This window comes from Paenibacillus prosopidis (assembly GCF_003337375.1).
In the GTDB taxonomy this organism is placed as follows: Bacteria; Bacillota; Bacilli; order Paenibacillales; family Paenibacillaceae; genus Pristimantibacillus; species Pristimantibacillus prosopidis.
The window spans coordinates 98390-111573 of sequence record NZ_QPJD01000008.1 but is presented as its reverse complement, the minus strand read 5'-3'; the positions used below and the strand labels follow the sequence as shown (position 1 = coordinate 111573).

The 13184-nt window shown below is 48.5% G+C and carries 10 protein-coding genes; all 10 read right to left on the bottom strand.

All coding sequences use genetic code 11. The features are described from left to right. Positions 1–323: 323 nt before the first annotated feature. Positions 324–1196: an N-acetylmuramoyl-L-alanine amidase gene (locus tag DFP97_RS14110; RefSeq protein WP_181873522.1), complete on the bottom strand. Its 873-nt coding sequence runs from the start codon at positions 1194–1196 to the stop codon at positions 324–326. An 869-nt stretch (positions 1197–2065) separates the two neighbouring features. Further along, positions 2066–2293: an alpha-L-fucosidase gene (locus tag DFP97_RS14100; protein ID WP_245976229.1), complete on the bottom strand. Its 228-nt coding sequence runs from the start codon at positions 2291–2293 to the stop codon at positions 2066–2068. A 152-nt stretch (positions 2294–2445) separates the two neighbouring features. After that, the gene (locus DFP97_RS14095) at positions 2446–4125 is read right to left on the bottom strand and encodes an ABC transporter substrate-binding protein (RefSeq protein ID WP_245976227.1); all 1680 of its coding nucleotides are present in this window, start codon (positions 4123–4125) and stop codon (positions 2446–2448) included. Positions 4126–4239: 114 nt separating this feature from the next. Next, complete coding sequence (locus tag DFP97_RS14090) at positions 4240–5139, bottom strand: carbohydrate ABC transporter permease (RefSeq protein ID WP_114380794.1); 900 nt, start codon at positions 5137–5139, stop codon at positions 4240–4242. A 16-nt stretch (positions 5140–5155) separates the two neighbouring features. After that, the gene (locus DFP97_RS14085) at positions 5156–6103 is read right to left on the bottom strand and encodes an ABC transporter permease (RefSeq protein WP_425453527.1); all 948 of its coding nucleotides are present in this window, start codon (positions 6101–6103) and stop codon (positions 5156–5158) included. A gap of 244 nt (positions 6104–6347) precedes the next feature. Beyond that, entirely contained in the window at positions 6348–8030 is a 1683-nt protein-coding gene (locus DFP97_RS14080; protein WP_114380792.1) for an extracellular solute-binding protein, read from the bottom strand. A 53-nt stretch (positions 8031–8083) separates the two neighbouring features. Beyond that, complete coding sequence (locus DFP97_RS14075) at positions 8084–10279, bottom strand: helix-turn-helix domain-containing protein (RefSeq protein ID WP_114380791.1); 2196 nt, start codon at positions 10277–10279, stop codon at positions 8084–8086. A 633-nt stretch (positions 10280–10912) separates the two neighbouring features. After that, a complete protein-coding gene (locus tag DFP97_RS30755; RefSeq protein WP_181873521.1) occupies positions 10913–11065 on the bottom strand; it encodes a hypothetical protein in 153 nt (50 codons plus the stop codon). A 470-nt stretch (positions 11066–11535) separates the two neighbouring features. Next, complete coding sequence (locus tag DFP97_RS14070; protein WP_181873520.1) at positions 11536–12513, bottom strand: alpha/beta hydrolase; 978 nt, start codon at positions 12511–12513, stop codon at positions 11536–11538. Positions 12514–12529: 16 nt separating this feature from the next. Continuing rightward, a complete protein-coding gene (locus DFP97_RS14065) occupies positions 12530–13162 on the bottom strand; it encodes a bifunctional 4-hydroxy-2-oxoglutarate aldolase/2-dehydro-3-deoxy-phosphogluconate aldolase (protein WP_114380788.1) in 633 nt (210 codons plus the stop codon). Positions 13163–13184 lie beyond the last annotated feature (22 nt).

Sequence of the window (13184 nt, the reverse complement as noted above, 5' to 3'; positions counted from 1 at the left end):
GAAAAAACAAGGTCAAGTAGAACCCTTGACCCTAATTTGAATTAATTCCAAAGTGTTTAGCTGATTGAACCAATTTTATGATTTGTTCGAGGAAACATACAAACAGGCAAGCCACGGAAATATACCTTGCCGAGAAATCAAATCATTTCGCAATAAATAAAACAACAAAAAAAGGAGCAGCAATTACAATCACGTGCTGCTCTAAGCATTATTGAGGGATCATTAACTTTTACCCGACTTTAGGTAAACGCTCGGATTTTGATTTTTATTTTTGATAATCGTCTGTGTACTTACACCAAATTTTTGCGCTATTTTCCACAATATCACCTTACTGTATAGTTTGGGATTTTCAATTGTTGTCCGACTTGTAAAGGTTCGTTTGGATCAATCTTGTTCCATTTTGCGATGGATTGTATGGATGTGCCGTATTTTTGAGCTATAAGCCATATTGATTCTCCTTTTTGAATGGTATGGATTCCACGATTAGTCTGACTAATATTGATGCGTGACCAATCAAATAGCTTCCCAGGATCCGTTTTTCTTCCCGGAGCATACTCGTTATGGCCGACAATATGTTTTCTGTCCCGTTGAATAGCAGGGTGGCGTTTGAGAATCTCATCCAATAAGCGATTTAGAGAGCGATACTGAACATCGGTATATCCGATAATAGAAGGGGCTATCAAATCATACGTTTTTCCAGGCATGACAGGCAGCATCTCATCCCGTGTTCCAATCGCTAGCATCTCAATTCCAATCGAATACTCATTCATTTTGTTTTGATACTCTGGGAATCCTGGAAGACTCCCTTTTCCAGCGTGAAAAGCGACGCGGTCTTCACTCACCAATCGGTAAATTTCTCCGTTCCGTCCAATCATGTAATTAGCCGAGGTTCCGGTGGTAAGAAAAATGCGATACACATCTTTTACATCATAAGGGTCTTGTGGTTTCTGTATGGCATTCGAAATAAAGTGAATCATCACATGTGTGACTTTCTGGGTCCGGGGGTTCGAATATTGGGGTGAAAGGTAAAAATCATGAATTGGGACATTGCTGGCTTTCACGCTAGCTTGTGAAATGTTATGTTTGACTGCCTGCTTCTTGTATTTCGGGATCGGCGCTGGCTCCACACTTTGGTCGCTACATCCGGATAAGAGCAAACATAAAAAAAAGAGCGAATAAAAACTCCTCAGTTTCATAATAAGTACTCCTTTGTAAATTAAATCCTTGTTTTGTAATTATCATGCACTGCGGAACGCCAATTATGCACGTCTAATGAATATACCTAATGCTCATGCAGTTAATAATCCGAGAAATATATATGAGTTGAAATCAGGGGATTATTTATGGAAAATCGCAAATACCTATAGGACTTCTGTAGAAGATCTTAAACTTATTAACGGCTTACAATCGGATTTAATAGTAGTTGGTCAGAAATTAAGGATTCCTATCATATACGAAGTTGTTTCCGGGGATAGTCTGTGGAAGCTTTCACAAGCATTTAAAAAAGCGATACTCGCTTTTGATAAGTTCATAATCTCTACCGGCGGAAGCGACTCGAGCACATCTCCAACTAATTCCAGTAATACCGGTAGTCTCTAATCGATTAGAGGCTGATAAATTATCGGCATACGTAAAACTCAATCCCCCGCCTTAACCCCTGCGCATTTGTTCAAAAAATGAGTTAATCCTTAAGGATTACGCCCCTGAATCAAGCAAGGCCCAAGCTAGGACAAAAAGCGGCCATTTTAAAAAGGACTGTTTGCATTTAATTCGTCTTATACAACCCTTATTAGGGCTTACGTGAGAACTAATTAAAAAACTTTTTTTGATCAACTGGTGAGTTGAGTAAAGAACTTTATTTTCTCTCACCCAATTCTATTTATGGTGAGACAAAATAAAGTTGTTTAATCGCGTTGTTGATTTGACGTGATATTTTTACGGCCCATCCAGCTCCATTTTAAGTTAAAGTTCGTTAATGGACCAGTCAACCCCAAACAATGGTGATGTATAAATGAAAATAAAGTTCTTTAATCGCTGCATAATCGGGATCGAACTTCTCGGCTTTTCACAGCTGCACGATGTCTTTGTAGCCGAATTGCGACGGATGTCCGTTGTGCCGAATGTGATAGCGGTACTGTTCCGAGTCTTCGACGTAAAGGTTGCGCGCGTAACAGTCTCCGTACATCGGGACGGATTGAGCACCCCAGTGCGACCAGATGCCAAGCTTGGCGTCCCGGGACCAGTCCGGGCATTCGAACGTCCTCAGTGAATCAAAGGTTGGGACCCTTGGCAATTTCTGTCTTCAGTAAACGAAAAACCTCCTCAATGGTTGTCACGGTTTACCGGGTAAAGCTGCTCCGTCAATTGGCGAAATTCGACTTGACGCCGTCTTCAGATGAATAAGCGGCAGCCTCGCCTGACTACCGCTTACCTTCATTAACTCCGTTACTTTGCCATTTTGTCGTACGCGTTCTGGTAAATTTCCAGATAGCGCTTCAGATTCAAGCCATCGAAGCCCTTCACGTACGCGTCCCACTCTTTGTCCGTCAGCTTCTTCGATCCGGTTATGAACTGCGCCATATTCGAGCGGATGTAATCATTGATTTGCGGCTTCAATTGGTTAATTTCCGTAGCATCCGCAGTTTCCATGAATATGCCGAGCGGGAAGGTTACTTCCGGCTGCTTGTTCTCGTAGTTGTTCTTCGTTTCGAGGAACAGTCTGTACTCATACCCTTCCTGCGTCATCGGATCTTTCGGAGCAACCCAGGATTCGCGGATATCGCGCGTCCGGCGTGTGATGCCCATTTGATCCCACGTGTCATTATTCGTTGTAGAGGAAACCATGTTGAAATACTCAGGCTTAAGCATATACTTCGCCGGTCTGGCACGGACATCGACAGTTCCCGCAGGCGCCTTCTCCCAGTACTTACCTTCCAATCCGTATTCGTTCGTGATCGCATGATCCTCGGACCACATGTAGTCCGCCATCTTGAACGCCGCAATCTGTTGTTCCTTGGACGCCTTGTTTGTAATGGCGAATTGCCCGTTGCCATACGATTTCAAGTAAGCCGTATAAGCGACGCCGTTCGGACCCGTCAGAGGAGGAATAGTTACAAAGTCTTTGTGGCGCGTTTGGTCGGCTGCAAGGCTGTAATACAGACTCGGAATACCGCCGGCGATGGCGCCCAGCACGTTATCGCCCTCTTGATTGGCTACCTGCGTAAGCGCGTCACTGTTTTGCGTGAACGATTCCTTATCGATGAGTCCCTCGCTGTACAGCTTATTCACATATTCGAGACCTTGTCTCCATTCCGGCTTATTGGCGGCCAGATCAACCTTGCCGTCCTTCATGAAGAAGAAGTCTTCGTCATTGTCATAAATAAACGCGTTCATCAGGAAGTTTGAAGGAACGCCATGCCACGTTCCAATGGCGCCGGCATAGGGAATTTCATCGGCCTTGCCGTTGCCGTTCGGGTCCCCCGTCTTAAATGCCTTGAGTACGTTATAGAAGTCGTCCGTCGTTTTTGGCATAGCCAATCCAAGCTTGTCTAACCATGCCTTGTTGATCCATGCTTTCTGGGAATACCAACAATGGAAGCAATCATTCACGTGCGGAAGCGCATAAATGTTGCCGTCCGGAGCCGTAATGGCCGCTTTGAGATCGGGATCATCCTCGAACGCTTTTTTGATCTCATTGCCGTATTGATCGATCAGATCGTTAAGCGGCAGCAGCACTCCCTGCTGGCCGTAATCGATCTGTTCGGACTGCGTGAAATCGCCGGAAAGGAACACGGACGGGTAATCGCCGCTTGCCATAATCAATTTCTTCTTATCCCCTGCGCTCGCACTCGGCGCAGCGTCAAATTTGAATTTGATATTCAGCTTATCCTCGATATACTTGGTAACGGCATTTGTATTAATATTCTCGACGCGGGGAGATAACGACAGGAATACATCCAGCGTAACCGGGCCGTTGCTTCCCTGCGTCTGATCACCTTCCGCGTTGGCGGCTCCGCCGCTACCGGTATTTCCCGCCTTGTTGTTGCCCCCGCTGCATGCGCTCAGGAGCAGGGCAACGATCAGCACGAGGCTGACGGCCATTCCGATTTTCCGTTTCTGTTCCAAGATGACTCCTCCTCTTTTTCCTTTGCTTAGGCCGTTCTTTGAACCGTTATTCTGCTTGTTGTCATTTTTCCTACCAGCTTCCGGCCTCACCACCCTTCGTGCGATTACTGCCGGCTATCCTTTGATAGAGCCGATCATGATCCCTTGGACGAAAAACTTCTGGACGAACGGATAGATACACAGAATGGGGACCGTCGCGACCACGATAAGCGAAAATTTCAATAGATCGCGCAGCCCCTGTCTTGCGGCCATCTGATTGGCGTCCACGAGGGAAGAGGCGTCAATGGAATTGAGTATAAGGATGTTGCGCAAAATGATCTGAAGCGGATACAGTTCAGGTGACTTTAAATAGATCAGCGCGTCGAAGTAAGCATTCCAGTTGCCTACCGCGTAGAACAATATCAGTACGGCGAGGATGGCCTTCGAGAGCGGCAGGACGACTCGCCACAGAAACCCGATATCCGAGCATCCGTCAAGCTCCGCTGCTTCGCCAAGTTCCTTAGGAATGGTAGACTGGAAAAACGTACGCGCGACGATGACCTGAAAGACTGCCAGCGCTCCGGGCAAAACCATGGCCCACCTTGTATCCAGAATGCCGACCGCCTTGACTGTGAGATACGTCGGAATCAGCCCGCCGCTGAACAGGATGGTGAAGACGAGAATCATCATGATCACATTGCGCCCCACGAACGTCGACTTCGACAGCGGATAGGCGATTGCCACAGTCATGACAATGTTTATCGTGACACCAAACACGGTATAGATGAACGAGTTCATATAACCGGTCAGAATGGCCGGATTAGAGAAGATTACCTTATAACCCATCAGACTGAAGTCGACCGGCCACAGCCAGACTCGTCCGCTGGTGACAGCCTGTGGCGAACTGAACGAGGAGCTGAGGATGAAAATGAGCGGATAAATGACCACGGCAAGCACACAGAAGAGAAAGATGTAGATTAGCCCAAGGAAAATACGGTCGCCGACCGATTCGCGTATTGCGGTTACACGGTTCATGGATATCGTTGCTCCTTTACCACAGACTACTTTCGGAAATGCGTTTGGCAATCGAATTGACGGTAATGAGAAGAATCAGGTTGATAACGGAGTTGAACAGGTCGATGGCAGACGAGAAGCTAAAGTTCGCTCCGAGCAGACCCATCTTATACACATAAGTGGATATGACTTCCGAAGTGCTGACGTTCAGCGGATTCTGCATCAGGTAAATCTTCTCGAAACCGACGTTCATAATCTGGCCGACGCTTAGAATCAGCAGGATGATTGCCGCCGGAGCTATGCCCGGCATATCGACGTGCCGCATCTTCTGAAATCGTGAAGCGCCGTCCACCTTTGCCGCTTCGTACAGCTCGGGATTAATGCCGGCAAGGGCAGCCAGGTAAATGACGGCACCGTATCCGATTCCCTGCCAGACGTTGGAGAAGACATAGATGCTCTTGAAATAACCCGGCGTGCCCATGAAGTTAATGGACTCGACACCGAGCCCGCGAACAATGTAATCCACGAAGCCGAGCCGCGGGGAGAGGAAAATAATGATCATAGAAACCATAACAACGGTCGAGATGAAATAGGGAGCGAAGGTTACCATCTGGACGGTCTTCTTGAACTTCACGCTCTTGATCTCATTAAGGGCCAGCGCCAGAATAATCGGAGCAGGAAAGCCGATGGCCAACGAGTACAAGCTGATTCCGAGTGTGTTCTTGATCAGCAGCCAGAAGTTTGGCGATTGAAAGAACGATTGAAAGTGCTTCAGTCCTACAAAATCACTTCCTGTAAATCCTTTAATGACGCTGTAATCCCGAAACGCAATTTGCGCGCCGTACATGGGAATGTACTTAAAGATCACAATGTAGGCCATTGGAGCAATAATGAGCAGGTACAGCTGCCAATGCCGCTTGATCCCTTTCCACATCCGTCTGACGGACGGCAATCCGCTTCTCTTGTATTCGCCGCGCACATCCATAACACGAGTTGTTTCCATCTGCCCGACCACGCCCTTTCCTCGCAGTAGATTCTCAATCTGACTGGCCTAACAATAGCGAACTCCAGCCGAGACCGTCAACGAACAGAAATCTACTGCAGAGCACATTTCTAAAAAGCGTTTTCATGCGTATACATTCAAGGAACCGCTCATCTTTCGCACACCGATCAGTATTCTTCAAACAAAAAAAAGCCTTGATTCAGAGGGATTTCTGAACCAAGGCCTGTTATTGTTTTCGTTTAAAGGCATTGTAAGCGTTCTGATGGATCTCCATGTACCGGTCGAGTTTCAACTGCTTCAGCCCGTCCACATAATCGTCCCAATCGGCATCCGTATCCTTCACGCCTGTAATGAACTGAACCAGGTTTGTTCGAATATATTCGTCGATTGGAGCCATCAATCGGGCGGCTTCCTCGGAGGCAGTGGTATCCATGAAGATATAGTCGGGATAGACCTCATCCGGTTCCTTGCCTGCATACTTCCGCAGCGTCTCCACATAGAGCCGATGCTCGTAGTCTACGAACGAATTCGGATCCGCTGACACGGCCCACGACTCCCGTAGGTCCCGATCCCGATAGAGCAGGCCCATCTGAGCCCAGACATCGTTCGCCGCGGACGAACTGGAAAATTCGGGATCCAGCCGATATTTTGCCGGCCTTCCGTGCTCGTCGTATTCCCCCGGCCGTCCTTTCCGCCACCACTTATTCTCGGGTCCCCACTCATTGCGGATCGTCGCCTCTTCCGTCATGAGGAAGTCGGCCAACCGTAGAGCGGCAGCCGCCTCGGCAGCCGTTGCTTTATCGGTGACGGCAAAGACCGCGCGGTCGAATGAGCTGAAGAACCCGGCAGCCTGATAGCCGGAAGGACCGATCAAGGGCGGGACAGCCTCGTAATTGCCGCTCCGGTAGCCGGCGCTGCTGTTGAAAACCATCCGGGCATATCCCGACGTGACCGCGCCAAGCACATTATCCTTGCGGGATGCCGTCTCCACTAGCCCGTCAATGGATTGGGTGAACACTTCCGGGTCGATCAATCCCTCGCGGAACAGCTTGCGGATATAGGCAAGCCCTTCCCGCCATTCCGGCTGGATGGCAGCTATTCCGACAGTGCCGTCATGCACATAGAAGTAATTCGTGTCGGTGTTATAAATAAAGGCGCTCATCAAAAATCCCGTGATTTCCGTATGCCAGCTGTTCACGGCTCCGCTGAGCGGAATCTCGTCCTGGAGCCCGTTGCCATTCGGATCCTTCAGCTTAAAGGCGCGAAGCACATGGTAGAGCTCCTCCGTCGTCCTTGGCATTTGCAAATTCAGCTTATTCAGCCAGGAGGTATTGATCCACAGCTTCTGCGCATACCAGCAATGGAGGCATTCATTGACGGATGGGAGCGCGTAAATATTGCCGTCGGGAGCCGTAATCGACTTCTTCAAACCCGGATTCTGGCGGAAAATTTCCTTCAGACGGTCGCCATATTGGTCGATTAAGCCGTTCAGCGGACGAAAGATGCCCCTTTGTCCATATCGCACCTGTTCATCGGGTGTAAGACTGCCGTCGAGAATGATCGGCGGGTAGTCCCCGCTTGCAAACAACACGTCTTCCACTTTGTCCAGCTCGCTCTCTTTGGCAATGACAAACTGGAGATCAATGCCGAGCTTTTGTTCCACATATTTCGTGAACCAATTATTGTCCAATTCCTCTTTCGTAAGGTCGGAGCCCACCAATACCTCCAGCTTCACACGCGTGTCGGCGATGGGGAATTCACCCGGCTTGCGGATGACCGTCTCTGCGCCGCGATTGAGGGATCCGCCGGCCGGAAGGCCTCTCTCATAGATGACCCATAACATTAAGCTTATCAGCGCGATCGCAGCCGTAATCGTCACGGATAATACAATCGTTCGACTTCTGACCATTGTCCACCCTCCGGGCAAGCTTGAGCCGCATCAGGCGGCAAGCAAGCGAGTTCCTACTCTTGCATTCGACTGCGATAATCCTGCGGCGGCAGTCCCTCCATCTTTCGGAATACGCGGCGGAAGGTCGCGGAATTGGGGTATCCCACTTTCTCGCCCACCTCCTGGATCGGAACCTCGCTGTGGATCAGCAGCTCCTTTGCTTTGCCAATCCTTAAGGAAGCCAGGAAGTCAAGGAAATTTTCGCCGAATGTTTCTTTGAATAATCTGCTTAGGTATTTGGAATTAACAGAAAATTTATCACTCAGGAAATCAAGCGACAAATTCGGGTTCGCGTACTCGTTCTCTATGCACTCCTTGATGTCCTGCAATAAGTTATAGTAGGCTCGCGGCGAGCGTAATTCCTGGAGCTGTCTGCTGCATTCGTCCAGCACCGCGAACAGCGTCTGGCTCAGTTCGTTCAGCGTATCGAACGTCTCCATCTTGACGCGGACGTCTTCGAGCGCCTGCTTGACAATCTGGTTTTCCTCCTTGGACCCGTTCGAGTGATGAAGTCCCAGGTATGCGAACAAATAATCGATTAGCTTGACGATCTCGGCTTTTCTAGGTTTGTCTGCGCGAATATTGTTGAAGAGCTTCCAATATAGAGTCTTCCACTGTTCCTCTCCAAGGCGGAAGGCGGACGAGATTTCGTGAATCACACGGAGATGCTCATGCTCATTTTTCCGCTGCTGGTGCTCGGCGTCCGAGTAGCGGATGATCCGGTTCGTACCAAGCACGGCCTTGAAATGCAGTATCGAGCAAGCCTCTTCATAGGAAGACCGAATATCTTCAAGACGGGATGTCGCACGACCGACTCCAATGGTAACGGTGAACGTGAGATTTTTGGCAATCCAGTCGACAATCGATTCATAGACGGAAGTGAGGTCCTTCTGATCATTCTGGAAAATAACAGCGGACAAATGGGTAGGAGATGTCCATTCCAGCCAGACGGATGTACCCGGCTGCTGTATCATTTCGTTGACAACACTGCTGACGACGAATTTGAATAGCGAGCGGTCCCGGCCGCTGTATGTAAAGAATGCCTGCTCCGCATTGTCGACTTCGATCACAATCGTCTTCAGCGTATTGAATGTCGGCAATTGCAAGCCCTCGAAAGGAGTCTCCGACAATTCTCCATTCTCGTAATTGCCGTGGATCAGAATACTGAAGACATGTTTGCGTTTCAGGATGGCCGCTTCACTGAATTCCCTCTCGACAAGCTTCGACTGTGCTGCAAAATTATTGATAGCGGATTCAATAAAGGCAAACTCATCGAGTGATACGCTGCCTGCTGAGCCGTTTCCGTCGAACAGCGAATGGTTCAGCTTAACCACTAGCTCTTCAAGAGGCTTATAGTTCGCTCGTGTAATGTAGATGGTGAGTATAAGCCCGCCGACAAACACAAGTACGCCGACTGCAAACCAAACGCTGGAGAATACCGATGTTGACCGGGCCAGCAGTCCACTGTTCATCCCGCTTTCTACAGTCCAGCCGGTGTAATCAGACGTTAAGCTGGCCATTACTTTGCGGTCCGGTTCCAAATTACCGATATAAATCGGTTGCCGGTTCCGGCCAAAAATATTCACATAAGTATTGGATTCGTCGTAAAGAGAGGACACGGTTGCCCGAATGGAAGAAGTATCGATATTAACCACAATAATCCCTTTCGATCCGGAGCTAACCGGAACCTCATGAACGAGACTGACGACACGCTTTGTGTTCTGGAAAGAGAGTTCACGATACTCCCGCATATCGGTCCAAAGAGGTCCGTTATGGAAACCGGAAACGGACCGTGCGAATGCCCGGTCTTCGAATATATCGATGTTTTTCCGCATATTTCCCGAAAGAATGGTTCTGTCACTGTAACGGTACAAATAGAAGGAATCGATCAACGGCACTTCCTGCTTCAATTCGTTGAGACGCTCCAGAACCTCATAGTTTAAATAAACGTTGCCGGTTCCGCTGTCTTCGAAATAACTGGCCAGCACCTTGCTGTTCAGAAGCTCGCGGATCACCATGTGATCCACCGTTTTCAAGGAAACATTGACCGACTGCAGCAGTTGGGCGGTGAATACCTCGCTGGACTCTTTCGCATTCTTTCGATTCTGGTCCACGATTACTCGAAGAAAAACGAAAAGTAAAAAAGAAAAAACGATCAGAAAGAGCGGGATGTATGACCAGATCATCTTTCGAAGCCAAATTTTACTCATTCGCCTCTCCTCTAATAAGTTTCCTTCTTATCCTGATTCTTCAAGGTTGTCTGCGGGCAGATAGGAGCTTCGTGTCTAGCAAATGTCCTCAACATCCTTGAATCAGGACGGACTGGTCCGTGACGGTTATGGTTATGTTTAATTCCTGTCCTCAATCGAAGTGACGCCATTTTATTGGCTTGAGTAAAGCTAGAATAGTTGGAGTAGCCCACTTTGACGGCCACCCTGTTGATCGGAAGCGTCGTGTTCCGAAGCAGCATTTGGGCCGTATTCATTTATATAATTCTATGTCAGATGCACCACTTTGGCAATGTCCGTTCTTCAACGAATATACTGGTAATTGCGCCGAAATGTCTCCGCACTTCCTGCTTGGAGAGAGATATATTCTCGAAGTACTCGATGACGTACGTAATCAAGTTCTTCATTTCAGACACGATGAAATAAAGCGGATCGGACAAACGGTTAGAAATGTTGTAACTTTTAGGTTGTCACGGCGAACTTTCCATAGCATATATTTTCGTAATGTTATGCGGGACCGCGAAATAGCATCAATGGAATAAACCCGATTCAATACACTTCGGGCTTATTCCATTTTATACCATGCGTTTGCGGGCAGTGTCAGCTACGCTGGTACTACCCCTTCTTGAGGGTATTTCGTAATGTTTCATACTCACCCTTTAGTTCTGACCATTCAGGTATAACAGCACTTGGACCGAGGTAGTCCACACTTGCCCAGGTATCCCTTATCTGTTTCAAATCTTGGAACAGATCGTCATGCTTACTCATTTCTTCAGCCCCTCTTACTACGAATCGTTCCTCCACTATACTACCCGTTTAGCTCAATGGCGGACATATGTACATAATCAGGTATTTTGTGCAATAGTCTCTGGCCTCAGGAACACGGAATCGGGTAGAAAATCGAAACATAGAACTTTATTTTCTCACACCACCTTCTTCCTCCCATTTAGTAGCAGAATACAGATAGAAAAACGACCCCAATTAATTAGGGTCGCATCCATATTCACTTAAGTTGCTTTGCTGCCAATTTGAAAACTCTAATCCATTGATCCAAGTCGTCGTATACGGTACAATATGCAACCGTTAAACAACTTTATTTTCAATTAAAGAACTTTATTTTCTCTCACCATAATTTATGCTCTTAAATCATTTTGGTACAACCTTGTAATCAAACTGTAATATTACTCTCAGCTTGATTTCATCTTGTGCTTATATAATTAGAACATGACCCCCCTTTATTATATATTCTCTCTGACAGCCTGCGGCTTCGTGCCGTAGGCTACTTTTTTGGCAGGTAAATTTAAAGATGCTTGCAAGAAAGGAATAACCCGCTCCCAGAATGCAGGTTCCTGCTCCGACGCGCTGTGCCCTTTAGTTGACACGAACAGCATGTCTATCGTCCCCTCAGGCAATTGCTCCTTCAGCTGTCTCAAATCTTCTGCGCTTATGAAATCGTCACCGTTCGAGTGAATCATTAATACGGGTACACGGCCTGATTCGGCGTTCCCTGCTCGCTTCGACAATATAGCAGGAATATTTGCCGCACGGAACTGCGCCTGCGAAATACGGGCGCGAATAAGCCAAATTGGCGGAATGAGATACGCTAGCGGAAACGCCGGAATTTTTTTGCGCTTCAGCTCAGCCCTCATCATCGTCTCGAAGCGAACCGGCATGGAGTCGGTTATTACCGCGCATACTTCCATCCCTTTATCGAGTGCAAGCAGTGCGCCAAAGCCGCCGAGCGAATGTCCCAGCACCGCTATCTTATCCGGATCTATGCCGGGAAGCTGGCGAGCCGTTTCGACCGCGGCCATTACATCATCGCGAAACATAAAAGCGGACGGCGCTTTAATCGACTCGCTGTCGCCATGACTGCGGGAATCGTACATAAATACGGCGAAGCCTGCTTTATAAAGCGGTCTGGCATAACGAAGCACTCTCGTCCGGTTGGAGCCCCAGCCGTGCGCCACTACAACGAGAGGGATAAGACTGCCGGGCGATGCTGCTGCTGTACCTGGAGCAGGCTGCAGCAGCCAGCCTTCCAGCTTAGAGCCGCCGCTCGTGAACGACAAGGATTGCCACTGCGTATCAACGTCAGGAGCCTCACCGTTCGTAAGCTTACGCGGATTCTGACTTCGTACGCCAATTCGCCATACAAGCGCCGCGAGCAGAACAACTATGATTGCGCCGACCCAAAGCCAGCCTTTAATTCCCACGTTTTTTCCCCCTGCTCTATAAATCTTTCACAGCATCTGTAAACTGCCGCGCACGCTCCGTCACCTGATCAAACTTGCCTTCCCGCACCCATTCCAAGTTAACGAGCTTGCCTCCCATACCGACCGCATTTGCTCCAGCTTTAAAATAGTCAGCTATATTATGTAAATCTACGCCGCCGGTTGCCATCATCGGAATGTCATTCAACGGACCGCGAATTTCTTGCAAATAACCGACGCCAAGGGTACCCATCGGAAAAATTTTCACAGCATCGGCCCCTGCCTTCCATGCCTTTACGATTTCCGTCGGCGTCATGACGCCAGGCCATACGGACAAGCCGCGCTCACGCCCATAAGCGATTACTTCCTCATCCAAGTTAGGTGAAATGAGAAACTGCGCTCCGGCAGCAACCGCTTGCTCGGCAAGCACGACATCGGTCACCGTTCCGGCACCTACCGCAGCCTTACCGTCAAACTTCGTGCGCCACCGCTCGATCATGACCGCCGCGCCTTCCGTGTTCATTGTAATTTCCATCATATGAATGCCGCCGTCTATTAAAGCCTGAGCTGTATCATCTGCATGATGATCTTCGATTCCCCTTAAAATAGCTACAATCTTGTGCTGCAAAAGCAGCTCCAGCATACCGCTCATTCGCTTTTCCCCCGCTCTAGGT

Bases quoted from the DNA above. Each gene is read 5' to 3' on its own strand.
- DFP97_RS14110 (WP_181873522.1), bottom strand. From the start codon at position 1,196: ATGAAACTGAGGAGTTTTTATTCGCTCTTTTTTTTATGTTTGCTCTTA.
- DFP97_RS14090 (WP_114380794.1), bottom strand. From the start codon at position 5,139: ATGAACCGTGTAACCGCAATACGCGAATCGGTCGGCGACCGTATTTTC.
- DFP97_RS14085 (WP_425453527.1), bottom strand. From the start codon at position 6,103: ATGGATGTGCGCGGCGAATACAAGAGAAGCGGATTGCCGTCCGTCAGA.
- DFP97_RS14080 (WP_114380792.1), bottom strand. From the start codon at position 8,030: ATGGTCAGAAGTCGAACGATTGTATTATCCGTGACGATTACGGCTGCG.
- DFP97_RS14075 (WP_114380791.1), bottom strand. From the start codon at position 10,279: ATGAGTAAAATTTGGCTTCGAAAGATGATCTGGTCATACATCCCGCTC.
- DFP97_RS30755 (WP_181873521.1), bottom strand. From the start codon at position 11,065: ATGAGTAAGCATGACGATCTGTTCCAAGATTTGAAACAGATAAGGGAT.
- DFP97_RS14065 (WP_114380788.1), bottom strand. From the start codon at position 13,162: ATGAGCGGTATGCTGGAGCTGCTTTTGCAGCACAAGATTGTAGCTATT.